Origin of the sequence: Nocardia sp. NPDC051787 (assembly GCF_040681325.1) — a bacterium.
Classification (GTDB): domain Bacteria; phylum Actinomycetota; class Actinomycetes; order Mycobacteriales; family Mycobacteriaceae; genus Nocardia.
The window spans coordinates 70,181-95,077 of the sequence record NZ_JBFAYO010000018.1; the positions used below are offsets into that span (position 1 = coordinate 70,181).

Annotated in this window: 21 protein-coding genes, 2 pseudogenes and 1 riboswitch; of the genes and pseudogenes, 19 read left to right on the plus strand and 4 right to left on the minus strand. The window is 68.5% G+C overall.

Features of this window, described 5'->3' with window-relative positions; translation table 11 throughout:
- The first annotated feature begins 76 nt into the window (after positions 1 to 76).
- Positions 77 to 1,006: an RNA polymerase sigma factor SigJ gene (gene sigJ / locus AB0M45_RS20425; protein WP_364331176.1), complete on the plus strand. Its 930-nt coding sequence runs from the start codon at positions 77 to 79 to the stop codon at positions 1,004 to 1,006.
- On the opposite strand, the gene AB0M45_RS20430 is transcribed toward sigJ, so the two are convergent.
- Positions 985 to 2,406 carry a short-chain fatty acyl-CoA regulator family protein gene (locus AB0M45_RS20430; RefSeq protein WP_364331179.1) on the minus strand — a complete coding sequence of 474 codons (1,422 nt, stop codon included), beginning with the start codon at positions 2,404 to 2,406 and terminating at the stop codon, positions 985 to 987. The two genes, sigJ and AB0M45_RS20430, sit on opposite strands and share 22 nt — an antisense overlap.
- 144 nt (positions 2,407 to 2,550) lie before the next feature.
- On the opposite strand from AB0M45_RS20430, the pseudogene AB0M45_RS20435 reads away from it, so the two are divergent.
- The 3 genes and pseudogenes from AB0M45_RS20435 to AB0M45_RS20445 form a co-directional block, all read left to right on the plus strand.
- Positions 2,551 to 2,871: pseudogene (locus AB0M45_RS20435) on the plus strand (MmgE/PrpD family protein); the annotation flags it as partial.
- Position 2,872: 1 nt separating this feature from the next.
- Positions 2,873 to 3,059: pseudogene (locus AB0M45_RS20440) on the plus strand (citrate/2-methylcitrate synthase); the annotation flags it as partial.
- Between the two features lie 118 nt (positions 3,060 to 3,177).
- On the plus strand, positions 3,178 to 3,549 hold the full coding sequence (locus tag AB0M45_RS20445) for a limonene-1,2-epoxide hydrolase family protein (RefSeq protein WP_364331182.1): 372 nt from the start codon (positions 3,178 to 3,180) through the stop codon (positions 3,547 to 3,549).
- A 463-nt stretch (positions 3,550 to 4,012) separates the two neighbouring features.
- On the opposite strand, the gene metE is transcribed toward AB0M45_RS20445, so the two are convergent.
- The gene (metE, locus tag AB0M45_RS20450) at positions 4,013 to 6,280 is read right to left on the minus strand and encodes a 5-methyltetrahydropteroyltriglutamate--homocysteine S-methyltransferase (protein WP_364331185.1); all 2,268 of its coding nucleotides are present in this window, start codon (positions 6,278 to 6,280) and stop codon (positions 4,013 to 4,015) included.
- A 170-nt stretch (positions 6,281 to 6,450) separates the two neighbouring features.
- Positions 6,451 to 6,639, minus strand: a riboswitch (cobalamin riboswitch).
- Between the two features lie 459 nt (positions 6,640 to 7,098).
- Between metE and AB0M45_RS20455 the strand changes: the two genes are divergently transcribed.
- The 3 genes from AB0M45_RS20455 to coaD are packed head-to-tail and all read left to right on the plus strand — an operon-like array spanning position 7,099 to position 11,602.
- Positions 7,099 to 10,503, plus strand: coding sequence for a pyruvate carboxylase (locus AB0M45_RS20455; protein WP_364331188.1), 3,405 nt, complete (start codon positions 7,099 to 7,101; stop codon positions 10,501 to 10,503).
- Positions 10,500 to 11,063 carry a 16S rRNA (guanine(966)-N(2))-methyltransferase RsmD gene (rsmD, locus tag AB0M45_RS20460; RefSeq protein WP_364331191.1) on the plus strand — a complete coding sequence of 188 codons (564 nt, stop codon included), beginning with the start codon at positions 10,500 to 10,502 and terminating at the stop codon, positions 11,061 to 11,063. Before AB0M45_RS20455 ends, rsmD begins: the two co-directional genes overlap by 4 nt.
- Before the next feature lie 53 nt (positions 11,064 to 11,116).
- Positions 11,117 to 11,602, plus strand: coding sequence for a pantetheine-phosphate adenylyltransferase (coaD, locus tag AB0M45_RS20465; protein WP_364331194.1), 486 nt, complete (start codon positions 11,117 to 11,119; stop codon positions 11,600 to 11,602).
- A gap of 193 nt (positions 11,603 to 11,795) precedes the next feature.
- On the opposite strand, the gene AB0M45_RS20470 is transcribed toward coaD, so the two are convergent.
- Positions 11,796 to 12,314, minus strand: a complete 519-nt coding sequence (locus AB0M45_RS20470) for a GtrA family protein (protein WP_364331197.1) — start codon at positions 12,312 to 12,314, stop codon at positions 11,796 to 11,798.
- Positions 12,315 to 12,517: 203 nt separating this feature from the next.
- Here AB0M45_RS20470 and AB0M45_RS20475 point away from each other — a divergent pair, with 203 nt between their 5' ends.
- From AB0M45_RS20475 to AB0M45_RS20530, 12 genes are all read left to right on the plus strand, one after another.
- The gene (locus AB0M45_RS20475; protein ID WP_364331427.1) at positions 12,518 to 13,264 is read left to right on the plus strand and encodes a DivIVA domain-containing protein; all 747 of its coding nucleotides are present in this window, start codon (positions 12,518 to 12,520) and stop codon (positions 13,262 to 13,264) included.
- Positions 13,265 to 13,360: 96 nt separating this feature from the next.
- A complete protein-coding gene (locus AB0M45_RS20480) occupies positions 13,361 to 13,990 on the plus strand; it encodes a DUF177 domain-containing protein (RefSeq protein WP_364331430.1) in 630 nt (209 codons plus the stop codon).
- A 53-nt stretch (positions 13,991 to 14,043) separates the two neighbouring features.
- Positions 14,044 to 14,226 (plus strand): 50S ribosomal protein L32, encoded by a 183-nt coding sequence (rpmF, locus tag AB0M45_RS20485; protein WP_039799574.1) that lies wholly within the window; start codon positions 14,044 to 14,046, stop codon positions 14,224 to 14,226.
- A 22-nt stretch (positions 14,227 to 14,248) separates the two neighbouring features.
- Positions 14,249 to 14,962 carry a ribonuclease III gene (rnc, locus tag AB0M45_RS20490; RefSeq protein ID WP_364331201.1) on the plus strand — a complete coding sequence of 238 codons (714 nt, stop codon included), beginning with the start codon at positions 14,249 to 14,251 and terminating at the stop codon, positions 14,960 to 14,962.
- A gap of 1 nt (position 14,963) precedes the next feature.
- The gene (gene mutM / locus AB0M45_RS20495; protein ID WP_364331209.1) at positions 14,964 to 15,824 is read left to right on the plus strand and encodes a bifunctional DNA-formamidopyrimidine glycosylase/DNA-(apurinic or apyrimidinic site) lyase; all 861 of its coding nucleotides are present in this window, start codon (positions 14,964 to 14,966) and stop codon (positions 15,822 to 15,824) included.
- 63 nt (positions 15,825 to 15,887) lie between these two features.
- Positions 15,888 to 16,469, plus strand: coding sequence for a dihydrofolate reductase family protein (locus AB0M45_RS20500; RefSeq protein WP_364331212.1), 582 nt, complete (start codon positions 15,888 to 15,890; stop codon positions 16,467 to 16,469).
- Positions 16,470 to 17,567 (plus strand): PHP domain-containing protein, encoded by a 1,098-nt coding sequence (locus AB0M45_RS20505; RefSeq protein ID WP_364331215.1) that lies wholly within the window; start codon positions 16,470 to 16,472, stop codon positions 17,565 to 17,567. It abuts the gene before it with no gap.
- Positions 17,568 to 17,632: 65 nt separating this feature from the next.
- The gene (locus AB0M45_RS20510) at positions 17,633 to 19,219 is read left to right on the plus strand and encodes a substrate-binding domain-containing protein (RefSeq protein ID WP_364331218.1); all 1,587 of its coding nucleotides are present in this window, start codon (positions 17,633 to 17,635) and stop codon (positions 19,217 to 19,219) included.
- A gap of 82 nt (positions 19,220 to 19,301) precedes the next feature.
- On the plus strand, positions 19,302 to 20,408 hold the full coding sequence (locus tag AB0M45_RS20515) for a winged helix DNA-binding domain-containing protein (protein ID WP_364331220.1): 1,107 nt from the start codon (positions 19,302 to 19,304) through the stop codon (positions 20,406 to 20,408).
- 330 nt (positions 20,409 to 20,738) lie between these two features.
- Positions 20,739 to 21,905, plus strand: a complete 1,167-nt coding sequence (locus AB0M45_RS20520) for a glycosyltransferase family 4 protein (protein ID WP_364331433.1) — start codon at positions 20,739 to 20,741, stop codon at positions 21,903 to 21,905.
- A gap of 14 nt (positions 21,906 to 21,919) precedes the next feature.
- Positions 21,920 to 24,031, plus strand: coding sequence for a glycogen debranching N-terminal domain-containing protein (locus AB0M45_RS20525; RefSeq protein WP_364331223.1), 2,112 nt, complete (start codon positions 21,920 to 21,922; stop codon positions 24,029 to 24,031).
- 97 nt (positions 24,032 to 24,128) lie between these two features.
- Entirely contained in the window at positions 24,129 to 24,317 is a 189-nt protein-coding gene (locus AB0M45_RS20530; RefSeq protein ID WP_364331226.1) for a hypothetical protein, read from the plus strand.
- 70 nt (positions 24,318 to 24,387) lie between these two features.
- Here the strand turns inward: AB0M45_RS20530 and AB0M45_RS20535 are convergent, their stop codons facing one another.
- Positions 24,388 to 24,843, minus strand: coding sequence for a DUF350 domain-containing protein (locus tag AB0M45_RS20535; protein ID WP_364331228.1), 456 nt, complete (start codon positions 24,841 to 24,843; stop codon positions 24,388 to 24,390).
- Between the last annotated feature and the right edge of the window lie 54 nt (positions 24,844 to 24,897).

Here is a 24,897-nt window from a genome sequence, read left to right on the forward strand (position 1 = left end):
ACATATCGCGGCGCTGTCTCGCTCCTATGCGTGAGACCGGCGCGGGCGCGATCGTCCCGCACAGATAGGAGGTCTGATGACCGAGGCCGCCGGCGAGGCCGCTACGCGGGTGTTCGCCGACCACCGAGAACTGCTGTTCTCGGTGGTCTACGCCATGCTCGCCAGCGTCGCCGACACCGAGGACGTGCTGCAGGAGACGTGGCTTTCCTGGGCTGCCCGGGTGGGTGAGGGCAGTGACGAAATCCGGCATCCCCGGGCGTATCTGGTGCGCATCGCGGTGAACCAGGCGCTCGCGCGGCGCGCGGCGATCAATCGCAGGCGCGAGACCTATGTAGGCCCGTGGCTGCCCGAGCCGCTGGTCACCGACACGCCACAGCTCACCGAGGACGCGTCGGAGGGCGCGCTGCGTGCCGAATCGGTGTCCATGGCGGTGCTCGTGGTGCTGGAGACGCTCACCCCACTCGAGCGCGCGGTCTTCGTGCTGCATGAGGTATTCGGCTATCCGCACACCGACATCGCGGAGATCCTCGGCCGCACCCCCGCCTCCATCCGTCAACTCGCCCACCGGGCCAGGGAGCACGTCCACGCGCGGCGGCCACGCTACCGAGCCGACCCGCACACGCAGCGACGGGTGACCGAGAAGCTCGTCGCCGCCCAAGCGGACGGCGACCTGGCCGGTCTGCTGGAACTGCTCGCGCCGGACGTCGCCTTCTGGTCCGACGGCGGCGGCAAGCGGCGGGCCGCGCTGCGCCCGATCCACGGCCGGGAGAAGGTCGCTCGCCTGCTCACCGGCGAGAACCTACTGAACGATGTGCCCGATTTCGGTGTCGGATATCGGTTCGTGAACGGGGACCCGGCCGCGCTGATCTTCTCCGCGGGCGCACCGTTCGCGGTTCTCGTCCTCGACATCGATCCGGCCACCGACCGGATCCGTGGCATCTACGCCGTGTCCAATCCGGACAAACTCACCAGGATCGAAGCCGGTCAGCGGCCGACGCGCGGGTAGGGCAGATCGATACTGGTGTGCTCGGTGATCGCCAGCGGGCTGCCGATGTGCGGGAACGCGCGCTGCGGGCACGCGGGACGCTCGCAGACTTTGCAGCCCGCGCCGATCGGCACCGCGGTGGCCGGGTCGTCCAGCTGCAAGCCCGCCGAATACACCAGGCGCTCGGCGTATTCCATGTCGCAGCCGAGCCCGATGGAGAAGCTCTTCGCCGCCGTGCCGAATCCGTGTGGGGCGACCGCGGCCGTGCGGGCGATCCACAGATAGCGCCGTCCGTCGGGCATCTCGGCGACCTGGGTGAGAATGCGGCCGGGATAGGCGAACGCCTCGTGCACCACCCACAGCGGGCAGCTGCCGCCGACCCGGGAGAAGTGGAACGCGGTGGCGGACTGGCGCTTGGAGATATTGCCCGCACGGTCGGTGCGGACGAAGAAGAACGGTACGCCGCGCTGTCCCTGCCGCTGCAGGGTGCTGAGCCGATGACAGATGGTTTCGAAGCCGACCTCGAAACGCAAGCTGAGCAGGTCGATGTCGTAGTGCAGTTCCTCCGCCGACCGCAGGAATCGCCCATAGGGCAGCACCAGCGCGCCCGCGAAGTAATTGGCCAGCCCGACGCGGGCCAGGGTGCGGGATTCGCCGGTCAGCGACGGGGTTCCGGCCAGCACCGCGTCCAGTTCGGCGCCGTACAGTAGGAAGGCGAGGGTAGTGGCGATCTGGAAAGCGCGCTGGCCGGGACGCAATCGCCGGGCCAGGGTCAGCGTGCGGCTCTCCGAGTCGTACTGCCGCTTGGGGATGGCCGGGTCCGCGCCGTCGCCGCGCACCAGAACCGTCACCCCGGCCCGTTCTTCGGCGATCCGCGCGAGCTGGCGATCGAGCGAGCCGATGGACAGGCCTGAGTTCTCGAACAGCTGCTCGGCGGCGATGTCGAGCTGCGGGATGTGGTTGTGGTGGTCGTAGAAGAAGTCGCGCACGTCTTCGTAGGGCATCGGTACCCCGGGCGCGCCGGCGGGCGCGGACACCCGCGCCGAGAGCAGGTCGAGCTGATCGGTGGCCGCGCGTAGTCGGCGGTGCATCGCCACGACGATCCTGGCGATCTCCGGCTGGCGGGTCGCCAGCTCCTCCACCTCGGTGAGCGGGGCGGTGTGCCCGCCCGCGGCGTCCATCAGCACCTCGTGCAGGTCGGACACGAGGCGCGCGTCCGAATCGGCGGCGAAGAACTGGACGTCGAGGTCGAAGGTGGAATTGAGTTTCAGCAGTACGGGAATGGTGAGGGGCCGCTGGTCGCGCTCGAGCTGATTGAGGTAGCTGGGTGACAGGTCCAGCGATTTCGCCAGGGCTGCCTGGGTCATCCTCCGCTCTTCGCGCAGCCGCCGAAGCCGGGCGCCCGCATACATCTTGCGCACGTGCACGATAGTAACTGCGACTATTCGCAATCATCGCAAAATCGGGGATTGTTCCCGCAAAAATATGCTTTTGCGAGGTATTAAGCAATATGTCCGGCCTGCGTAGCATGCGAAGAATGGATTTGGCACGCTCGTGGAGGATGCATGAAGAGACACATCGTACGCGCACGCGCCGCCGCCGAGGAGTTCCCGCGCTCGGAGCATCTCGCCACCAAGATCGCCGAGGTCGCCGCGGATCCGGTCGAGGTGACCGCCGAGGTAGGCGCGATGATCGTGAACCGGATCATCGACAATGCCGCCGTGGCCGCCGCCGCGCTGACCCGCCGCCCGGTGACCGCCGCGCGTGCCCAGGCCACCGCACAGCCCTACCGGCCGCGCGCGGGCCGTTCAGGGGCAACGGTGCTCGGACTCCCCGCGCGGCAGCGCGTTTCGCCGGAGTGGGCCGCCTGGGCCAACGGTGTCGCGCTTTCCTGCAGGCCCCGCCTATTACTTGATGGGCTTCGACATCGCGATGTTCACGCCGATCTTCGTGATGAGCCGGATCGCCGGATGGACCGCCCACATTCGTCGAGCAAGCGGCATCGAACGCGTTGATCCGCCCGCTGTCGGAGTACATCGGCGTGCCGCAGCGTGAGCTGGCCACCGGACGTTGACCGGAGCGACTGCCCCGGCGGGTGGCGGACCCTCGATTTCCTTCCATACCGAGCAATTGCTTGGTTGAATCGAGGGGCGAACCCCGCCCACCGGCCAGCAGGAAAGTGAGCCACGCGAATGCCGACTCCTGACGAGCTCGTCCGTGCGATGTGCCGAAGCTGGTCCGACCCCGATCCCGACCGGATCAGCGCGTACTTCGCCGAAGACGCCGTCTACCACAACATTCCGATGGAACCCATCGTCGGCCGCGCCGCCATCCGCGATTTCATCGCGGGCTTCCTGACCACCTTCGACGCCATCGACTTCGACATCCACCACCAGATCGCGTCCGGCAACGTGGTCATGAACGAACGCACCGACACCCTGCTCTCCGCGGGGCGGGCGACCCCACTCCCGGTGATGGGCTTCTTCGAGGTCGCCGACGGCACCATCGCCACTTGGCGCGACTACTTCGACATGGCGGTCATCAACCGGGCTTTCGGACTGTAGGGCGGCCCGGGCGACCAGGTGGTCCTCGGATTCGGGAAATTCGTCGCGACTGCCCGGAACCGAATCGAGTGAACGCGCGTCGAAGTATGGCAAGAGGGGAAAAACCGAGTCGGAGATGACGTGCGAGGAGGGGTCTGCCGATGGAGCGTTGTTCCGGGTGTCACACGGCGTGGCGGAAGGGGATACGGACGCGGGTCCGCGTGCTGCCGGTGCTGCGGCAGGAGGAGCTGTGTGAGCGGTATCCGTCGCGGCGGCGGCCACGGCAGGAGCCGGAACGCGATTGAGCGCGTCGGTGATCGGTCGCGCTGACCGGAACTTCGATCCACGGGCGCGGGAAGCGATCTGTGGGATGGGGGAGAGGGTGACCAGGGGCGGCAGTCAATGCCGTCGGGCGGGCGTGACGTGAGTCGGCGCCCCCTTCGCCGGGGGAAGGGGGCGCCGATCATCGCTCAGGCGAACGCGTTCACCGCACCGCCGCCGCGGCGGCGACCATATTGCGCAGCGAGGCTTCCACCTCGGCCGGTCCCCTGGTCTTCAACCCGCAGTCCGGATTTACCCAGAGCCGTTCGGCCGGAACGGCTTTCAGCGCGGCACGCAGCGACGTGGTGATCTCCTCTACGCTGGGCACCCGCGGCGAGTGGATGTCGTACACACCGGGGCCGACGCCCAGATCGAAGCCCGCCGCGTTGAGGTCGTCGAGCACCTCCATATGCGAACGCGCGGCCTCGATCGACGTGACGTCGGCATCCAGCCCGGCGATCGCGTCGATCACCTCGCCGAACTCCGAATAGCACAGGTGGGTGTGGATCTGCGTCGCATCCGAGACACCGGAGGTGGCGAGCCGGAACGACCGCACAGACCACTCCAGGTACCCGGGCTGGTCGGCCACGCGCAGCGGAAGCAGTTCGCGCAGAGCCGGTTCGTCGACCTGGATGATCCGGATGCCCGCCGACTGCAGGTCCACGGTCTCGTCCCGGATCGCCAGCGCCACCTGACGGGCGGACTCCGCCAGCGGCTGATCGTCGCGGACGAACGACCACGCGAGAATGGTCACCGGGCCGGTCAGCATGCCTTTGACCGGCTTGTCGGTGAGCGACTGCGCGTAGCCGATCCACTCGACGGTCATCGGCTCCCGGCGCGCCACGTCACCGAACAGGATCGGCGGCCGCACGCAGCGGGTCCCGTACGACTGCACCCAGCCCTGCTCGGTGGCCGCGAAACCGTCGAGCTGCTCGGCGAAGTACTGCACCATGTCATTGCGCTCCGGCTCGCCGTGCACCAGCACGTCCAACCCGAGTTCCTCCTGGAGCGCGACGACGTCCGCGATCTCGGCGCGCATCCGGCGCACGTACTCCGCCTGATCGATCTCACCCTTGCGCAGCGCGGCCCGCGCCAGCCGGATCGCGGAAGTCTGCGGATAGGAACCGATCGTCGTGGTCGGCAGCGCGGGCAGCCGCAAGCGGTCCCGTTGCAGCTCGCGGCGCTGCTCGGCGGGAGCACGGCGCACGGCGTCCGGCCCGAGCGCGGCCAACCTCGCCCGCACCTGCGGATCGTTCAGCCGCGGATCCGACCGTCGCGACGCCAGTGCCGCCCGCACCGCGGCCAAGTCGGCGCCGATCGCCTCCGGTCCTTCGCGCAGGCCGGTGGCGAGCAGGCCTACCTCTGCCACCTTCTCCGCCCCGAAAGCCAGCCACGACCGCAGTCGCTCATCCAACCGCGTCTCCGTGGCCAGGGTGTACGGCACGTGCAGCAGCGAGCACGAGCTCGAAACCGCCAGGCGGCCAGCGGATCCCAGCAATGTGCCGAGGGTGGCCAGCGCGCGGTCCAGGTCGGTGCGCCACACGTTGCGTCCGTCCACCACTCCGGCGACGACCAGCTTGCCCGCGAGGGCGGGCACCGCCGCCACCGCGGAAACATCGGTTCCGGAGGTGAAGTCGACGGCGACGGCCTCGATCCCCGTGCCGGCCAGCGGCGCGAGCGCGGCACCCGGATGGCCGAAGTAGGTCGCGACGAGGATCGCGGGACGCTCGGTCGCCTCGGCCAGCTCGGCGTAGGTGACCTGCACCAGGTCGATTTCCTCCGCCGAGAGGTCGGTGACCAGCACCGGTTCGTCGATCTGCACCCACTCAGCCCCCGCGGCGGCCAGCCTGCGCAGCAGTTCCCTATAGAGCGGTAGCAGCTCGAGCAGCCGTGCCTGCGCCGAGCCGCCGGTCGCCTTCGCCAGCTTCAGGAAGGTGATCGGGCCGATCACCACCGGCCGCGCGGGCACGCCCAGCTCGAGCGCCTCCCGCAATTCTTCCAGCAGCTTCTCCGGATGCAGCGAGAACGCGGTGTCCGGGCCGATTTCCGGCACCAAGTAGTGGTAGTTGGTGTCGAACCATTTGGTCATCTCCAACGGCTCGACCGTGTCGGTGCCGCGTGCGGCGGCGAAGTACCGATCCAGCGGATCGGCGATCCCGGCGACCCGAGGCGGCAGCGCGCCGAGCAACACGGCGGTGTCGAGCATCTGGTCGTAATACGAAAAGGTCCCGACGGGGATCGAGTCCAGGCCCGCGGCGTGCAGTTCGGTGAGCTGAGCACGCCGTAGCTCACGTGCCACGGCGTGCAATTTCCCGGCATCTGTTCTGCCTGCCCAATAGGCCTCCGTTGCCCGTTTGAGCTCGCGCCGCGGCCCCACCCGCGGTAGCCCGAGAACCGTTGCGGTAAACGGCTTTTGCTGTGAAACAGTCACGATGTTTCTCCATTGCTGAGGACGAAAGCCATCGCCATACGGGCAGGCGGAGAACCTTATGACATGCCGGAGATATTCCCGGCCGAGGAGCCCGACACGTCAGCTGGTGATCCGCACGCCCAATCCACGAGGCGGTGGCCGCCGGATACGGTGTACCCGGCACGGCTGGCAGGTCTTCGGACTCGCGGGCACCGGCCGCGGGATGGCCCGGCTCGTGCCGGTGTTCCCGATGGCCGACCTACTGGCCGTCGCTTCCCGAGTCGCGGCACCTTCCGGCCCGGTGAACTCAGTGCCTGGTGACGGCGGTCGTTCCTGCATACCGCTGCGGGACAGTCCCGGATTCCCACCGGGTTCCCTCTCGCCCGCCGTGACGTCGCCGCACGGGCGGGCTCGACTCCGTCGCGCGACGTCGGGGCTCCATCTCGCCGCGCACCGGTGAACCAGCTGCCCCCTCAGCATAGGCTGTGCCGCCTCTCCGGGCCTTTAGGCCGTACTAGTCGGGTGACCTAGGATTTGCGTTCAGGTCCTGCGTTGGGTGCGGCCCGGGCTTTGGGCGTACCCGGTGAGTTACCCATGTGCTCACGAAATCACTCGCTGCGCTGGGAGTTGTGCGGTGGCCCGCCGTCGATCCCGCGGCAGCGACCGGCGCGTCGGCCAGCTGATCGAGTAATGGGCGCCCGGCGCGCGGTTGCTCCCGCGAAGCTCATGTATCGGTCTCGTGAACGCAACTTCGCAACGGTGCTAGGGCCCTTTGTGAAGAGCCTTGCGAAGGGGGATTCCATGTTCGTGCGGTTCACGAAGCCGGGTACCTTAGGTCAATGTTCTCGAAAGTCTTGGTTGCCAACCGTGGCGAGATCGCCATCCGCGCCTTCCGCGCGGCCTACGAACTCGGCATCGGGACGGTCGCCGTGTTCCCCTATGAGGACCGCAATTCGGTTCATCGGCTGAAGGCGGCGGAGTCGTATCAGATCGGGGAGCCGGGCCATCCGGTCCGGGCGTACCTGTCCATCGATGCGATCATCGAGGCGGCCAAGTCGGCGGGGGCGGACGCCATCTACCCTGGCTACGGCTTTCTCTCCGAGAACCCGGACCTGGCGGCGGCCTGTGCCAGGGAGGGCATTACTTTCATCGGGCCCTCGGCCGAGGTGCTCGAGCTGGCGGGGAACAAGGCGCGCGCCATCGAGGCGGCCAAGGCGGCCGGGCTTCCGGTGCTGCGCTCCAGCGCGCCGTCGGCGGACGTGGAAGAGCTGATCGCCGCGTCGCGGGAGCTGGAGTACCCGATCTTCGTCAAGGCGGTCGCCGGTGGTGGCGGACGCGGTATGCGGCGCGTCGCCGCCCCCGAACAGTTGCGTGAATCGATCGAGGCGGCCTCGCGGGAGGCGGAGTCGGCGTTCGGTGATCCGACCGTATTCCTCGAGCAGGCGGTGGTGAACCCACGGCACATCGAGGTGCAGATCCTGGCCGATCAGCACGGCAACGTGATGCACCTGTTCGAGCGGGACTGTTCGGTGCAGCGCCGCCACCAGAAGGTCATCGAGCTCGCGCCGGCGCCGAACCTGGATCCGGCGCTGCGGGAACGGATCTGCGCCGACGCGGTGGCCTTCGCACGCGAGATCGGCTACTCGTGCGCGGGCACCGTGGAGTTCCTGCTCGACGAGCGCGGCAACCATGTCTTCATCGAGATGAACCCGCGCATCCAGGTCGAGCACACGGTGACCGAGGAGATCACCGATGTGGACCTGGTGCAGTCGCAACTGCGTATCGCCGCGGGAGAGACCCTCGCCGACCTCGGGTTGAGCCAGGAAGCGGTGACGATCCGTGGTGCGGCACTGCAGTGCCGGATCACGACCGAGGACCCGGCCAACGGATTCCGTCCGGACACCGGCCGCATCACCGCCTATCGCACGCCGGGCGGCGCGGGCATCCGGCTGGACGGCGGTGCGAATCTGGGTGCGGAGATCGGCGCGTACTTCGACTCGATGCTGGTCAAGCTCACGTGCCGCGGTCGCGACTTTTCGACGGCGGTGGCGCGGGCGCGCCGGGCGCTGGCGGAGTTCCGTATCCGGGGTGTGGCCACCAATATCCCGTTCCTGCTCGCGGTGCTGGATGACGCCGACTTCAAGGCAGGCCGGGTCACCACCTCGTTCATCGATGAGCGCCCGCAGCTGCTGACCCTGCGCCGATCCGCCGACCGCGGCACCAAGATCCTCGAGTACCTGGCCGATGTCACCGTGAACAAGCCGCACGGTGAGCGGCCGACCACGGTGTACCCGCACGACAAGCTGCCCGCGATCGACCTGAGCGTGCCGCCGCCGGACGGCTCCCGGCAGCGGCTGCTGGCGTTGGGTCCGGACGGTTTCGCGCGGGCGCTGCGCGAGCAGAAGGCGGTCGGCGTCACCGACACCACCTTCCGCGACGCGCACCAGTCGCTGCTGGCCACTCGGGTGCGCACCAACGGCCTGCTCGGTGTGGCCGGGCACGTCGCGCGCCTGACGCCGCAGCTGCTGTCGATCGAGGCGTGGGGCGGCGCTACCTACGACGTCGCCTTGCGGTTCCTGTACGAGGACCCGTGGGAGCGGCTGGCCGCGTTGCGCGAGGCGGTACCGAACATCTGTTTGCAGATGCTGCTGCGCGGGCGCAACACCGTGGGTTACACGCCGTATCCGGAGCAGGTGACCCGCGCGTTCGTCTCCGAGGCGACCGCGACCGGTATCGATATCTTCCGTATCTTCGACGCGCTCAACAACGTCGACCAGATGCGTCCGGCCATCGACGCGGTGCGCGAAACCGGGACGGCGATAGCGGAAGTCGCGATGAGCTACACCGGTGACCTGGCGAATCCGGACGAATCGCTCTACACCCTCGACTATTACCTGAAACTGGCCGAGCAGATCGTCGACGCGGGCGCGCACGTGCTGGCCATCAAGGACATGGCCGGTCTGCTGCGGGCCCCGGCCGCTACCAAGCTGGTCACCGCGCTGCGCAGCAACTTCGATCTGCCGGTGCACGTGCACACCCACGACACGCCCGGCGGTCAGCTGGCCACCTACCTCGCCGCGTGGCAGGCCGGTGCCGACGCCATCGACGGTGCCAGCGCGGCGATGGCCGGAACCACCAGCCAGCCCGCGCTGTCGGCGATCGTCGCGGCCGCGGCGCACAGCGAGTACGACACCGGCCTCGATCTGCAGAACGTGTGTGATCTGGAGCCGTATTGGGAGGCGCTGCGGAAGGTGTACGCGCCGTTCGAGTCCGGGCTGCCCGCACCCACCGGCCGGGTCTACACCCACGAGATCCCCGGCGGTCAGCTGTCGAATCTGCGGCAGCAGGCCATCGCGCTCGGCCTCGGTGACCGGTTCGAGGAGGTCGAGGCCAAATACGCCGCGGCCGACCGGCTGCTGGGGCGCCTGGTGAAGGTGACGCCGTCGTCGAAGGTCGTCGGCGACCTGGCGCTCGCACTCGTCGGCACCGGCGTCGACATCGAGGATTTCGCCGCCGATCCGGGGCGCTACGACATCCCCGATTCCGTGATCGGGTTCCTGCGTGGCGAACTCGGCACCCCCGCGGGGGGATGGCCCGAGCCGTTCCGCAGCAAGGCACTGGCCGGTCGCGGCGCTGCCAAGCCGGAAACACCGCTGACCCCCGCTGACGAGAAAGGGCTGGCCGGTAGCTCCGAAGAGCGGCGCGCCACGCTCAACCGCCTGCTTTTCCCTGGCCCCACCGCGGAATTCCTCTCCCACCGGGAGAAGTACGGCGACACCTCCGGGCTCTCGGCCAACCAGTTCCTCTACGGCCTGCGCCGTGGTGAGGAACACCGGGTGCAGCTGGAGAAAGGCGTCACCCTGCTCATCGGCCTGGAGGCGATCTCGGAGCCGGACGAGCGCGGCATGCGCACCGTGATGTGCATCCTGAACGGGCAGCTGCGACCGATCTCCGTGCGCGATCGCTCGATCGCCAGCGACATCCCGGCCGCGGAGAAGGCCGACAAGGCCAACCCGGGACACGTCGCGGCTCCGTTCGCCGGCGTGGTGACGCTCGCTGTGTCCGAAGGCGATTCGGTCGCCGCGGGCGAAACCATCGGCACCATCGAAGCCATGAAGATGGAAGCCGCGATCACCGCGCCCCGGGCGGGCATCGTCGGCCGCGTCGCGATCGGCCCGGTGCAGCAGGTGGAAGGCGGCGATCTGCTCATCGAGCTGACCGTGCGGGAATCCTCCGCCCAATGACCCGGATCGTCGCGGGGACGGCGGGTGGGCGGCGCCTGCGGGTGCCGCCTTCGGGCACCCGCCCGACCTCCGATCGGGTGCGGGAGGCGCTGTTCAGCGCCTTGGACGCGCGGCTGGACTTCGCGGGCGCCCGCGTACTGGACCTGTACGCGGGTTCCGGCGCGCTCGGCTTGGAGGCGCTCTCGCGCGGCGCCGAGCACGCGCTGCTCGTGGAGTCCGACCGCAAGGCCGCCGCCGTGGTGCGCGGCAATATCGCCGAGCTCGGGCTGCCCGGTGCCGAACTCCGGGTCGCGACGGTGGCGAGCGTGCTGCGGCTGGGCGGTGCGGGCGGCTTCGACGTGGTGTTCTCCGATCCGCCCTACGCGGTCGACAACGCCGCCGTGCTGGACGACCTGCGCGCGCTGGCCGAGCACGGTTGGCTGCGTCCCGGCGCCGTGATGGTGCTGGAGCGTTCGGCGCGTTCGCCCGAAACAGCTTGGCCCGCAGGCTTCCTGCCCGCGAAGTCGCGCCGGTACGGTGAAACGCGCATCGATCTGGCGGAGTTCGAGCCGGACCAGTAGACGCGGGCGTGGCCACTCGTGCCGCAGGGCCGCGGTCCTGCTAGCGTCGGCTCATGGCAGGAGCACTGTGCCCCGGGTCGTTCGACCCCGTGACCTACGGACACCTCGATGTCTTCACCCGGGCGGCGGCCCAGTTCGACGAGGTGGTCATCACCGTCATGATCAACCCGAAGAAGCAGGGCATGTTCACCGTCGAGGAGCGCATCGAGATGCTGCGCGAGTCGACCGCGCACCTGAGCAACGTCCGGGCGGAGTCATGGCACGGCCTGCTCGTGGACTTCGCCCGCGAGCAGGGCATCACCGCCATCGTGAAGGGCCTGCGCGACGCGGGCGACTTCGGCTACGAGCTGCAAATGGCGCAGATGAACAAGAAGCTTTCCGGCGTGGACACCTTTTTCATCGCCACCAACCCGTCCTTCAGCTACTTGTCCAGTTCCCTGGTCAAGGAGGTCGCCGCATACGGCGGCGACGTCGCCGACATGCTTCCCCCGTCCGTCCACAAACGCCTCCTCGACCGCTTGGCGGAACGCAAAGCCTGAGCGAACCCGGGACTGAATTCCGCAGTCCCGGCTATCCACTCGATTACCGCCGCACGCAACTACTGATTTCGCGAGAACATGGGTAACTCGCCGGGTACGCCCAGAAACCGAGCGGGCACCCAACGCAGGACCTGAACGCGAATCCGGCGGTACCTGACTTGTACGGCCTAAAGACGCGGAGAGGCGGACTGGCTCAGAAGACCAGGCCGCGTAGCGCCAGGAAGCGCAGGCCGCCGACCGCGGCGGTGATGGCCAGGATGGCGGCCGCCTGTGCGGTGTCCCCGAGGCCGGGCGCCCACACGCCGAGTGCGGCCAGGGCCGCGGTCGTGATGCCGAGACCGACCAGCGCCAGTCCGCCGCCTTCCCACTGCGCGGTGAACCAGCCGACCCGGCCTGCGGCGTGGAAGGTCAGCTGGCGGTGCAGTTCGTTGGCGATCATGGTGCTGACGACCGAGCCGGCGACGTTCGCGATCAGCGGCCCGACACCGTGCATGGCGAAGAACAACAGCACGTAGGCGACGTTGCTGGACCCGCCGGCGAGCGCGAAGCGGATCAGCTGGGCGAAGGCGCGGTCACTGCGCAGGTACCGGATCGGCTGTTCGAACCTCGCCGCGGCCTCGGCATTCGGCAACGCCGGGTACGGGCTCACCCACGGCGTGAACAAGCTGGTGGCGCTCACTCCCGCCGGTCGCGGCAGTTCCAGAACAGTCATCGTCATTCCGATCGAACACGAGCCCTCGGCAGGAAGATCTGATTTCGATCTTCCAGACGAATGTAACACGAAGCGGAGGGTGGGGCTCCACTTGATTTTGTGGTGTGCAAGACACTGCCGCGACACACCGGAAAGTGATTCGGCACGAGCGGTGACGAGGGGCACACTGGGTTTCGCCGTGAGTCCGCAGGAGGGTAGTGAGCATGTATCGCGTATTCGAAGCGCTCGACGAGCTGGTCGCCATCGTCGAGGAGGCGCGCGGCATCCCGCCGACTCGCAGTTGCATCGTCCCGCGCGGCGACGTGCTCGAACTGCTCGACGACGTCCGTGACGCGCTGCCCGGCGAACTCGACGACGCCCAGGACGTGCTCGATCACCGGGACAAGATCGTTTCCGACGCCAGGTCCGCGGCCGAGACCACGGTGCAGGGCGCCGACGAACAGGCCGAGCGCACCATCGGCTCGGCCCGCGAGGAGGCCGACCGCATCCTCGCCGACGCCAAGGCGCACGCCGACCGCATGGTCGCCGAGGCGAGTTCGCACGCCGACCGGCTGGTCACCTCCGCACAGGAGGAGGCCGAGCGCGTGGTGGCCGACGGCAATGCCGAATACGAGGCGCTGACCGGCCGGGCGCGCACCGAGTCGGAGCGGATGATCGAGGCGGGGAAGGCCGCCTATGAGCGTTCTGTCGCGGAAGGTCTCGCCGAGCAGGAGCGCCTGGTCACGCAGACCGAGGTGGTGCGCGCCGCGCATGCCGAATCGGCCAGGGTGATCGACGCCGCGCACGCGGAAGCCGATCGGCTGCGCGAGGAGTGCGACCACTACGTCGACTCCCGGCTGGCCGAGTTCGAAGAGACGCTCACCAGCACGTTGCGCACCGTCGGCCGCGGGCGCCACCAGTTGCGCACCGGCGCGGGCGCGCCCGACTACGCCACCGAATTCCGCAGGTAGCGGCACCCGGGATGATCAGCTGCGTTTGGGCGAGAACCACGCGGTCGCGTATTGTTGAGTGGTTGCCCATATCCCCCGATCGTGAGTGAGTTCGTGATGTCCGCCGGTTCCGGTTCCGCGTCGCGTTCCCATTCGGCCAAGCGCCGGATGCCGGACGCCGCTTTCGTGCTGGACACCCGCAGTCTCGGCCGCAGGCCGGGGACGATGCGCGAGCTGCGTCGCACTGTGACCACCGAGGAGCGGATCGGCCTGGACCTGATCGCTGTCCCCGTTGGCGCGCAGGTGGAGCTCGACCTGCAGTTGCAGGCGGTGTCCGAGGGTGTGCTGGTCACCGGAACGGTGACCGCGCCGACCGAGGGGGAGTGCTCGCGCTGCCTGGAGCCGTTCACCGGCGAGGTCGGCCTGCGAGTCACCGAGTTGTTCGCCTATCCGGACAGCACGACCGAGCAGACCACCGAGGACGACGAGGTCTACCGCATGGTCGACGACACCATCGACCTGAAGCCCGTGGTGGTCGACGCGTTCGGCCTGGAGCTTCCGCTACAGCCGCTGTGCACACCGGATTGCGCCGGACTGTGCCCGGAATGCGGCGTACGGATGGCGATTGCGGGATCCGAGCACACGCATGAGATACTTGACCCCCGCTGGGCCGGACTGGCTAAATTCGCCTCCGGATCGCCCGGCACCGGCAGCCCCGGCGAGGGTGCGGCCGACCGAGACCACTGAGCAAGACCGATCAGCCGAACCGGCAGAGCAATCAAGACAGAGGAGAAGTAGTCGTGGCCGTTCCCAAGCGCCGGATGTCCCGTTCCAACACCAGGTCGCGGCGCAGCCAGTGGAAGGCCGCCGCGCCGACCCTGATCACCTGCCCGAACCGCGCCTGCGGTGAGAAGACCCTGCCGCACATCGCCTGCCCGTCCTGCGGCACCTACAAGGGCCGCCAGGTCACCGCCGCGGTCTGATCGTCCGACCTTCCGTAGCGACGTGACCGACGAACCCGACTCGTCCGGCGAACACGCGAGCCTGATCGCCGCGCTAGGCGTCGACCTGCAGCCGGATCTGCTGCGCCTCGCGCTGACCCACCGGTCGTACGCGTACGAGAACGGCGGCCTGCCGACGAACGAACGTCTCGAGTTCCTCGGCGACTCCGTGCTCGGACTGAGCATCACCGAGCGGCTGTATCACGAACATCCCTCGAAGACCGAGGGTGAGCTGGCCAAGCTGCGCGCGAGCGTGGTGAACATGCGCGCGCTCGCCGAGGTCGCCCGTGGCCTCGGCGAAGGCGGCCTCGGTGCGCACCTGCTGCTCGGAAAGGGCGAAGAACTCACCGGCGGCCGGGACAAGGAGAGCATCCTCGCCGACGGCATGGAGTCGCTGCTCGGCGCCGTGCATCTGCAGCACGGCATCGATGTGGCGCGCTCGGTGGTGCTGCGGCTGTTCGCCGAGTTGCTCGAGCGGGGCCCGCGCATGGGCGCCGGCTTGGACTGGAAGACCAGCCTGCAGGAACTCACCGCCGAGCGTGGTCTCGGCGTGCCCAGCTACGAGATCACCTCGACGGGGCCGGACCACGACAAGGAGTTCACCGCCACAACGGTGGTCGGCGGCCGGGCCTACGGGCAGGGCGTGGGGCGGTCCAAGAAGGAAGCCGAACAGAAGGCCGCGGGGGCCGCCTACGAGGCGCTGACCGCCGAAACCTGACGTGCCCGAGCTTCCCGAGGTCGAGGTGGTTCGACGTGGCCTCGCCGAGCATGTGGTCGGCCGGGTCGTCGAATCGGTGGCGATCACCCATCCCCGTTCGGTGCGCAGGCACCTCGAAGGCGCCGCCGATCTCGCCGCGCGGCTGACCGGCCTGAAGGTCGAGTCGGCCGAGCGGCGTGGCAAGTTCCTCTGGCTGACCTTCGACGACCCGGAAGCCGCCTTGGTGGTGCATCTGGGGATGAGCGGTCAGATGCTGATCCAGCCCGCCGACGCGCCGCTGGAGAAGCACGCGCACATCCGGGCCACCTTCAGCGACGGTACTCAGCTGCGTTTCGTCGACCAGCGCACGTTCGGCGGTTGGGCGCTCGCGCCGCTGGTCGAGGTGGACGGCACCCTGGTGCCGGAGCCGGTCGCGCACATCGCCCGCGACCCGTTGGACCCGCGTTTCGACGTCGAATCCGTGGTCGCCGTCATCCGGGGCAAGCGCAGCGAGATCAAACGCGTTCTGCTCGACCAGGGCGTGGTCTCCGGCATCGGCAACATCTACGCCGACGAGGCGCTGTGGCGTGCCCGGCTGCACGGCGGGCGGATCGCCGCGGGATTGTCCAGGCCCGCCGTGCGCGGCCTGCTCGCCGAGGTGCGTGCGGTGATGGGCGAAGCGCTCGTGGCGGGCGGCACGTCTTTCGACGCGCTATACGTAGACATCAACGGTCGGTCCGGTTATTTCGAGCGCTCCCTCGCCGTCTACGGCCGGGAGCACGAGCCGTGTCGCCGCTGTGGCGCGCCGATCATCCGGGAGCGGTTCATGAACCGCTCGTCCTACTCCTGCCCGCGCTGCCAGCCGAAGCCGCGCCACCGCTAGCGCGAGCGAGCTACCGTTTTCCTCAGGCGGTTCGGAATGTCACCCGCCGTGAGGAAGGGAAGCATGCGCAAGCTCACCTATTACGTCGCCTCGACCATCGATGGATTCATCGCCACCGAGGAGGGCTCGGTCGACTTCTTCCCGGTCGGCGGCGATCACGGCCCCGCGATCAACGCGCAGTACCCGGAGACGCTGCCGACCAAGGTGCGCGAAGCGATCGGCATCGAGCAACGCAATCGCTATTTCGACACCGTGCTGATGGGGCGCAAGACGCACGACTTCGGCGTGCGTACCGGCACCTCCAGCCCGTACGCGCATCTGCGGCAGTTCGTGGTGTCGACCACCCTGCCGGAGAGCCCTGATCCCGCCGTGGAACTGATCTCGGCGGACCCGATCGAGAAGGTCAGGGCGCTCAAGCGAGAAAGTGGGCTGGGCATCTGGCTGTGCGGCGGTGGTGAGCTGGCGCAGGTGCTGCTCCCGGAGATCGACCAGATATTCCTCAAGCTGTACCCGATCGTGCTCGGCAGCGGACGGCCGCTGTTCGGCGTGGGGTCACGGCTGCCGGAACCGGCCAAGTTCCGGGTGATCACCAGCACGGTGTTCGAGGACGGCGTGGCCTTCATCAAGTACAGCCGGATCGCATAAATGGCGGAGCCGGACGCGGTCCGTCATCAGCCCTCGCATGGCCGGAGCGAAGGCGAAGGTACGCCGGACGACGCGACCGTGTCGGGTCCGGTGGCGGCGTTGCGGGAGATCGGCTTCTGGCTGGAGCGCGCCCGAGCCGAAACCCACCGGGTCAAGGCCTACCGGCGCGCCGCCGACGCCGTCGCCGGGCTGAGCGCCGAGGAGCGGGAGGCGCATCGGGCGGCGGGCAGCTGGCAGGAGATCGCGGGCATCGGGCCCAAGACCGCGGCCGTCATCGAACAGGCGTACGCCGGTACGGTGCCGCGGTACCTGGTCGAGCTGCGTGCTGCCGCGCAGCCGATCGGGGCGCCGGGCAAGCCGTTGCGCGAGCGGCTGCGCGGCGATCTGCACACGCACTCGAACTGGTCGGACGGCGGCAGCCCGATCGAGGAGATGATGCGCGTCGCGGCGGCGCTCGGCCACGAATATTGCGCCCTGACCGACCATTCACCGCGATTGACCGTGGCCAACGGGCTGTCCGCCGACCGGCTGCGCAAGCAATTGGACGTGGTCGCCGCACTCAATGACCGGATGGCGCCGTTCCGGATTCTCACCGGTATCGAGGTGGACATCCTCGATGACGGCACCCTCGATCAGCGGGCGGACCTGCTCGCCCGGCTGGACATCGTCGTGGCCAGCGTACATTCGCATCTGCGCGATGACAGCGCGACGATGACCAAGCGCATGGCGTACGCGGTCGCCGATCCCAACGTCGACGTGCTCGGGCACTGCACCGGTCGCCTGGTCACGGGTGGCCGCGGCACGAGGCCGGAGTCGACCTTCGACGCCGAGGTGGTTTTCGAGGCATGCCGCACCTACGGCACCGCCGTCGAGATCAACAGCAGGCCCGAACGGCTCGATCCGCCATCGCGATTGCTCCGCCTGGCGGTGGAGATGGGCTGTCACTTCGCCATCGACACCGACGCGCACGCACCTGGACAGCTCGACTGGCAGGGGTACGGATGCGAGCGCGCGGTCGCGAACGGTGTTGCCGCGGAACGCGTGATCAACGCCTGGCCGCTGGCGGACCTGCTGGCCTGGACCCGCGCTGGAGCATGACGGTCGGGTTAACGGTTGCCGAACAGTTCGAATCACGATGTGCTGGAGGGTAATTGCGCCCGAGAATGAGTGCACACCGTCTTCTCGGGGAGTGGGATCAACTGGTGGGCGACTTGGAGCTCGACACCGTTCTGGAGCTCATCGGCACCGTTGTGGCGGTGATTGCGCTCGCCATAGCGGTCTTGGCCTTCCTGCGCGAATTCGTCTTCGCGGGCAGCAAGCGGCTCGGCTACCGGGTGCAGATGGATACGCCGGTCACCGGCGAGATCGAGTCGATCTTCCCCGGCGTGCTCACACAACTGCGTCCATCGGCCGACGGCGCGAGCCCGGACCTGAAGGACATCTCGGTCGTTCTGGTGCGCATCGAGAACGCGGGCATCATGCGGCTCGACATCGAGGACTACACGGCGCCGAGCCCGCAGATCGGTCTGCACTTGCACTTTCCGCGGCGCCGGGTGATCGGCATGGCGGTGAACGAGCTCAGCGATCCTTCGGCGCTCGCCGACCATCTCGGCCGCAACTCCGGCATCGGTGTGCGCGAGGACACCGACGGGCACATCGGCGTGATCGATCTGCCGAAAGTGCCGCTGCGCAAGATCGATCACTACAAGATCCTGGCCATCCTGCAGCGCTCCGACGGTGAGGGGCCGTATCCGGACCCGGTGCTGCGCGGTGGCATCAAGGGCGGCGGGATCATCGAAACCCGGAGCCGGACCAGCGTTTCCCGGATGGTGATCGCGCTCACGGTGTTTCTGGTCTCGGTGATCATCGTGCAACTCGTGATGACCGCGATGGAACCGGATCCGGCGCCGCTCGGCTGCGCGTCGGGCAAGCTGACCGTGATCGGGTCGTCGGCGTTCGGACCGGTGATCCAGGACGCCGCCGAGCAGTATCGGAAGCGCTGCACCGGAGCGGAATTCGCGTTCCGATTCGAGGGCACCGAACGCGGTCTCGACAAGCTCGCCGAGGAGGGCGCGGGCAACCCAGGCCTGCTCGCGATCAGCGACGGCGCGAAGGGCGGCGGGTATCCGGCGCTGGTGCACCGGCCGCTCGCGCTGTCGTTGTTCACCCTGATCGTGCATCCCGGCGTCGGCGTCCGTGATCTGACCGTCGCCCAGGTCCAGGATCTCTACCGGGGCACGGTCGGTAACTGGCGCGAGGTCGGCGGTCCGGATCTGCCGGTGGTGCTGGTCAACCGCATTCCCGGTTCGGGTTCGCGAACCACCTTCGAGCGCAGGTTGCTCGACGGCACGCAGCCGGATCGCCCGCACGTGAGCTGCATCGCGCTCAAAGGCACCGTGATCAGCGCGCCCGCGCACTGCGACGTGCAGGTGACCGCGGACATGCGCAAGGCGGTCGCCGACATCCCGGGCTCAGTAGGCTATGTGGAGTTCTCCGAAGCGATCGACGCGGGCTTGCCCACCGTCGCGATCGACGGCGTCGGCGCGGGCCGCGATGCCGCCGTGCGGCGCACGTACCCGTTCTGGGGTGTCGAGTACGCCTACAGCAATGGGGAACCGCCCGGCGACTCGCTCGCCGCGAGCTTCCTGCACTTCCTGACCGATCAGACCGGCAAAGAGGTGCTGCGAGCGCACGGCAACGCGCCGTGCGCCGACCTGCCCGACCCGGGTCGCTGCCTGCCCGACCGGTGAATCCCGCGCGCTGTCGTACGCGCCGCAGCACCGACCATCGCGCCGCCGCCGATCTGTCGGTGGTCTCCGCGACGATGGACGCATGACGGAACTCTCGCTGCGCGAACTGAATCGGACGCTGCTGGTCCGCCAGAAGCTGGTGGAGCGGGTGGCGCTGACCCCGTTCGAACTCGTCCGGCATCTGGTCGCCGTGCAGGGCCAGGAGCCGAACTGGCCCTACGTGGGACTGTGGTCGCGGCTGGCGGCGTTCCGGCGCGACGACCTGGCCGCGCTGCTGCGTGAGCGTCAGCTGGTGCGCTCCACCATGATCCGCCGGACCGTGCATCTGGCCGACGCCGCGGACTTCCGCTGGTTGCGGCCCACGGTGCAGCCGGTGGTCGACGCCGCGCTGAAAGCACCGTATTTCCGCGATGAGATCGACGGTGTCGACTTGGAGGAACTCGCGGCGGCCGGACGCGAAATGCTGGCCGGCCGGCTGTTGCGCCGCGGCGAGCTGGGCAAGCTGCTCGCGGAGCGCTTCCCGGACCGGCACACCCGCCGGTTGGCCGAGACGGTGGAGTTACTGGTCCCGCTGGCGCACGGTCCGGAGACCGGTGTGTGGGGACGGTGGCGCAACCGGTACGTCACAGTGGGGCTGGCCGAGGAATGGATCGGCGCACCCATGGCCGCTGCGCCGCGGCCCGAGACGCTGGTGCTGCGCTATCTGGCCGCGTTCGGCCCCGCCACGGTGGCCGATATGCAAGCGTGGGCGGGCATCACGCGGTTGGCCGAGGTCGTCGACGAGATGCGCACGCGCCTGCGGGTGTTCACCGACGACCAGCACCGCGTGCTGTTCGATCTTCCGGACGCGCCTTTGGCCGAGCCGGATGTGCCCGTGCCCGTGCGTTTTCTGCCCGCCTTCGACAACGCGCTGCTCGGCCACAAGGACCGCCGCAGGATCATCAGCGAGGAAGACCGCAAGCGCACCGCCAAGGAGGCATCCGCGGGCGTGCCCATGTATCTGGTCGACGGCTTCGTGCACGGCCGCTGGTGGCTCGACGGTGGCACGCTCCGCGTCATGCCGTGGCATCCGCTCTCGGCGTCGGACGAGGCGGCGGTACGCGCCGAAGCCGAGGATCTGCTGGCGTTCATCGCGGCGGGCGGGGCCGCGGCGGCCGACGGAGACCCGAAGGTTGTCATTGCGGGTTGACGAACCGGGGCCACCGGACTACCCATTGATAGCTGATTAATCGCTATTGCGTTGACTTTAGTCACATCGATTGGTTTGAAACGGCTCGTCTGAGGTACCTCCCAGACGGCCCCCCTGATCATGCCGACCGCGTGACCAGGCCAACCAAGCCCCATGGACGGCGGTGCAGCAAGGTCTTCACCCCCGCCGCGGCGGCCACTTAGTTCAGTTCGGCGCCCGGTACTCCGAGTGCTGGGTGAATGCGAGTGCTACTTGGTTGTCCCTGGAAGGAGGGTCATGAGCGCGATTTCCGTGCCGTTTTCGGGGCAGAGGGCGTTGTCCGATCTGCCGATGGCGTCGTCCGACTACTTGTCGACAGACCATTCCAGCGGTCCGTTCCGCATCGCGATGGTCGTACCACCGTATTTCGACGTGCCGCCCAAGGCATACGGCGGTGTCGAGGCCGTGGTCGCCGATCTGGTCGACGCATTGGTGGCCCGCGGGCACGATGTGACCCTGTTCGGGGCGGGGGAGCCGGGCACCAAGGCCAAGTTCGTGCCGGTGTGGGATCGCGCCGTTCCCGAGCGCCTCGGAGAGCCGTTTCCCGAGGTCGTGCACGCGATCCGGGTGCGACGCGCGATCGAGAAGGTCGCGGCCACATCGGGTGTGGACCTGGTGCACGACCACACCTTCGCCGGCCCGCTCAACGCGTCGGTCTTCCAGCGCATCGGCCTGCCTACGGTGCTGACCGTGCACGGACCGGTCGAGGACGACATCTACCGGTACTACCAGGATTTGGGCGACGAGGTGGCGCTGGTCGCGATCAGCGACCGGCAGCGCGAACTCGCCGCGGGCCTGAACTGGTCTGGGCGCGTGCACAATGCGCTGAACGTCGACGACTGGCCGTTCCGCGTCGAGAAGGACGACTACGCGCTGTTCCTCGGCCGGTTCAGCGAGTGCAAGGCCCCCCACTTGGCGGTGGAAGCCGCGCACGCCGCCGGCATCCCGCTGGTGCTCGCGGGCAAATGCAGCGAACGACCCGAGCAGATCTACTTCGAGGAGAAGGTACGGCCGCTGCTGACCGACAACGACCACGTATTCGGCCTCGCCGACGCCACGGCCAAGCGTAAGCTACTTGCCAATGCGCGTTGCCTGTTGTTCCCGATTCGCTGGGAGGAACCGTTCGGCATGGTGATGATCGAATCCATGGTCTGTGGCACGCCGGTGGTCGCGCTGCGCGGCGGGGCGGTGTCCGAGGTGATCGTCGACGGCGTGACCGGCCGCATCTGTGCCGACCCCGCCGAGTTGCCCGCGGCCATCGAGGAGGTCCGGACGATGGACCCGTTCGCCTGCCGGGCCCACGTGAAGGCGAAATTCGGCTCCGACACCCTCGGCTTCGGCTACGAGCAGGTGTATCGCCGGGTGCTGCGGTCCAAGAATCGATTCGGCGCGGTGCCGATCGACGCGGGCGTGCCCGCTTCCGCGCCGGCCAGAATCGCCGCGAGCGGATTGGCGTGACAGGTACCCCACCATTGACTCCCGCCCCCCTGAACTCCGGTGAACCGGCCGGATTCGGGGGGTGCGGTTCGGTGACCCTGGTGGAGGGCGGCACGTTCTGCCTGTCGAACCGGCTCGGTGATGTGGAGCCGGGTAAGCCGCACGGGTTGTTCTTCCGTGACGCGCGCGTGCTGTCCCGCTGGGAGTTGCTGGTGAACGGCAAACCCGCCGAGTCGCTTTCGGTGCTGAGTCCGGAGGCGTTCGCCGCCAGGTTCGTGTTGCGCAGGCCGCCGCAGGCTGGCCTGGCCGACAGCACGCTGCTGGTGGTGCGCGAACGGATCGTCGCCGACGGCATGCACGAATTGCTCACCCTGGAGAACATGGGGCGCGAGCCAACGGCGGTACTGCTGGAGTTGCACGTGGACGCCGATTTCGTCGACCTGTTCGCGGTGAAGGAGGGCCGCGCGGGACACGCCAGGGCCGACGTGACGGTCGCCGACGGCGAACTGGTGCTGCACGACCATGCCGACCGCACCCGCGGGATCTCGATCTCGGCGACGGTGGAGCCCCAGGTGATGCCGGGCACGCTGCTGTGGCGGGTGATCGTGCCGGTCGGTGAGCTCTGGCAGACCGAGATCATCGCTCAGCCCACGGTGGGCAATCAGCGCTTCCAAGCGGTCGCTCCCGGCGAGCACTATGGAATCAGCGCGCCGGGCCGCAAGATCGAGGCGTGGCGGGATACCGCCACCGATATCAGCGCGTCCGATCCGGTGCTCACCCGGGTGCTGCGCCGCACCGAAAGCGACTTGGGCGCGTTGCAGATTCACGACGAATCCGGCGACGCCCGCCCGTTCGTCGCCGCGGGCGCGCCCTGGTTCATGACCCTGTTCGGCCGCGACAGCCTGCTCACCGCGTGGATGGCGCTGCCCTTGGAAGTCGACCTCGCGCTGGGCACGCTGCAGCAGCTGGCGGAACTGCAAGGGCAGGAGGTGAACCCGCTCACCGAGGAGGAGCCCGGACGCATCATGCACGAGATGCGCCGCGGCCCGGCGGGTGGTCAGGTGCTCGGCGGCAACATTTACTACGGAAGCGCCGACGCCACACCGCTGTTCGTGATGCTGCTCGCCGAATGCTATCGCTGGGGCGCCGATCCCGAGGCGATCCGGCAACTGCTGCCCGCCGCCGACGCCGCGCTGCGCTGGATCACCGACTACGGCGACCGCGACGGTGACGGTTTCGTCGAGTACCGCCGTGCGACCGACCGTGGCCTGATCAATCAGGGGTGGAAGGACAGCTTCGACGGAATCAACGACGCCACCGGCCATATCGCCGAGGCGCCCATCGCGCTGTGCGAGGTGCAGGGATATGTGCACGCGGCGCTGCTGGCCCGGGCCGATTTGGCCGACGCATTCGACGACCGGCGGCTGGCCGCCCAACTGCGGGAGCGCGCCGAGGAGTTGCGCGGCAAGTTCGCCGAGCAGTTCTGGCTGCCCGACCGCGGCTGGTACGCCGTGGCGCTGGACGGCGGCAAGCGGCAGGTCGACGCGTTGACCAGCAATGCGGCGCACTGCCTCTGGTCGGGTATCGCGAGTGACGAGCACGCGGCCGAACTGGTGCGACATATAGGTGGTCCGGAGATGGACTCCGGGTTCGGATTGCGCACCTTGGCGTCGAACATGGGCGCTTACAACCCGATGAGTTACCACTGCGGTTCGGTCTGGCCGCACGACACGGCGATCGCGGTGGCGGGCCTGCTGCGCTATCAGCACGTGCCCGGCGCGGTCGAACTCGCGACGCAGCTGGCCATCGGATTGCTGGACGCGGCAGCGGTGTTCGACGGGCGGCTGCCGGAGTTGTTCTGTGGTTTTCCCCGGTCGCGGTTCGCCAACCCGGTGCCGTATCCGACGTCCTGTTCGCCGCAGGCGTGGGCGAGCGCCGCGCCGCTGCTGCTGGTGCGCGCGTTTCTCGGACTCGACCCGGACGTTCCGACCCGGACGCTCACCGTGCGCCCGCACCTTCCGGCGAGGTGGGGCAGGATTTCGCTGCGCGCGTTGCGCCTCGGCGCGATCACCGTCGACCTGGAGGTGGAGGGTACCCAGATCGCTGCGGCCCGCCTACCCGACGACTGGCAATTGGTGATCAGATGACCAGGCCGGGTTGCCGAGAGGCGCCAAGGGGTATGCCTCCGGCGTAAGGATGTTGGCAAGCCTCTTCGTACTGACACGCAGGCATGGGAGGTGCACGATGCAGACATCGCTGGATATGCAGGATCTGTGGCGCACGCAGTACCGGGACTGCACGGCGGAGCCCACGACCGATCTGGACCTCGACCGCGCGCTGTTCATTCGCGGCGTGCACGCCGGACACGGCCCGGAGTGCCGCCAGTACCTCGCGGCGGCGGCGTATTGCCTCGATCACTTCGACGACAACTGAACCACCGATTTTTCACCCGCGCAGCGGCTGGGCGAGCGCGCCCGCGATGACCTCCGCGTACGGCGACCCGTTACAGAATCGCGAAGGCGACGACCAGCCCGAGCGCGAAATGCGCGGCCGCCACGACGAGGACCTCGGAGGTGTAGGTCTCGGCGTGCAAAGCGGCGCCGATGTCGATCCCGAGCGCCCGCTCGATGACCCGCACCGAGATGACCTGCGCGACAATGCCCACCAGGCCGAACACCAGCGCCGCGATCAGGCCCTCGGAGAGTTTGCCGCCGCCGCCCACCGCGAAGATGGCGAGCACGACGATGAACGCCATGCTGATCATGCCCGCGGCGGTCACGATGATGGCGTTCGGCTTGCCCGCCACGACCAGCTTACGCAGCTTGCCCGGCGTGGTCAGGTCGACGGCGTAGAAGCCGACGAGCATGAGCAGCAATCCGACCAGGGCGTAGAGGATGATCGCTCCCACACCCTCGCCCAGCGAGTTCCAGTACCCCGATTCCAGGGCGACTGCGGTCATCTTGATCCTTCCGAAATGGGTTGGCCTGCGGTGGAGACGGATTGGTGTTCGTCG

Excerpts from the sequence above, each read along its gene's own strand:
- sigJ (WP_364331176.1), top strand. The coding sequence starts at position 77 with ATGACCGAGGCCGCCGGCGAGGCCGCTACGCGGGTGTTCGCCGACCAC.
- AB0M45_RS20445 (WP_364331182.1), top strand. The coding sequence starts at position 3,178 with ATGCCGACTCCTGACGAGCTCGTCCGTGCGATGTGCCGAAGCTGGTCC.
- AB0M45_RS20455 (WP_364331188.1), top strand. The coding sequence starts at position 7,099 with ATGTTCTCGAAAGTCTTGGTTGCCAACCGTGGCGAGATCGCCATCCGC.
- rsmD (WP_364331191.1), top strand. The coding sequence starts at position 10,500 with ATGACCCGGATCGTCGCGGGGACGGCGGGTGGGCGGCGCCTGCGGGTG.
- coaD (WP_364331194.1), top strand. The coding sequence starts at position 11,117 with ATGGCAGGAGCACTGTGCCCCGGGTCGTTCGACCCCGTGACCTACGGA.
- AB0M45_RS20470 (WP_364331197.1), bottom strand. The coding sequence starts at position 12,314 with ATGACTGTTCTGGAACTGCCGCGACCGGCGGGAGTGAGCGCCACCAGC.
- AB0M45_RS20475 (WP_364331427.1), top strand. The coding sequence starts at position 12,518 with ATGTATCGCGTATTCGAAGCGCTCGACGAGCTGGTCGCCATCGTCGAG.
- AB0M45_RS20480 (WP_364331430.1), top strand. The coding sequence starts at position 13,361 with ATGTCCGCCGGTTCCGGTTCCGCGTCGCGTTCCCATTCGGCCAAGCGC.
- AB0M45_RS20500 (WP_364331212.1), top strand. The coding sequence starts at position 15,888 with ATGCGCAAGCTCACCTATTACGTCGCCTCGACCATCGATGGATTCATC.
- AB0M45_RS20505 (WP_364331215.1), top strand. The coding sequence starts at position 16,470 with ATGGCGGAGCCGGACGCGGTCCGTCATCAGCCCTCGCATGGCCGGAGC.
- AB0M45_RS20510 (WP_364331218.1), top strand. The coding sequence starts at position 17,633 with ATGAGTGCACACCGTCTTCTCGGGGAGTGGGATCAACTGGTGGGCGAC.
- AB0M45_RS20515 (WP_364331220.1), top strand. The coding sequence starts at position 19,302 with ATGACGGAACTCTCGCTGCGCGAACTGAATCGGACGCTGCTGGTCCGC.
- AB0M45_RS20520 (WP_364331433.1), top strand. The coding sequence starts at position 20,739 with ATGGCGTCGTCCGACTACTTGTCGACAGACCATTCCAGCGGTCCGTTC.
- AB0M45_RS20530 (WP_364331226.1), top strand. The coding sequence starts at position 24,129 with ATGCAGACATCGCTGGATATGCAGGATCTGTGGCGCACGCAGTACCGG.
- AB0M45_RS20535 (WP_364331228.1), bottom strand. The coding sequence starts at position 24,843 with ATGACCGCAGTCGCCCTGGAATCGGGGTACTGGAACTCGCTGGGCGAG.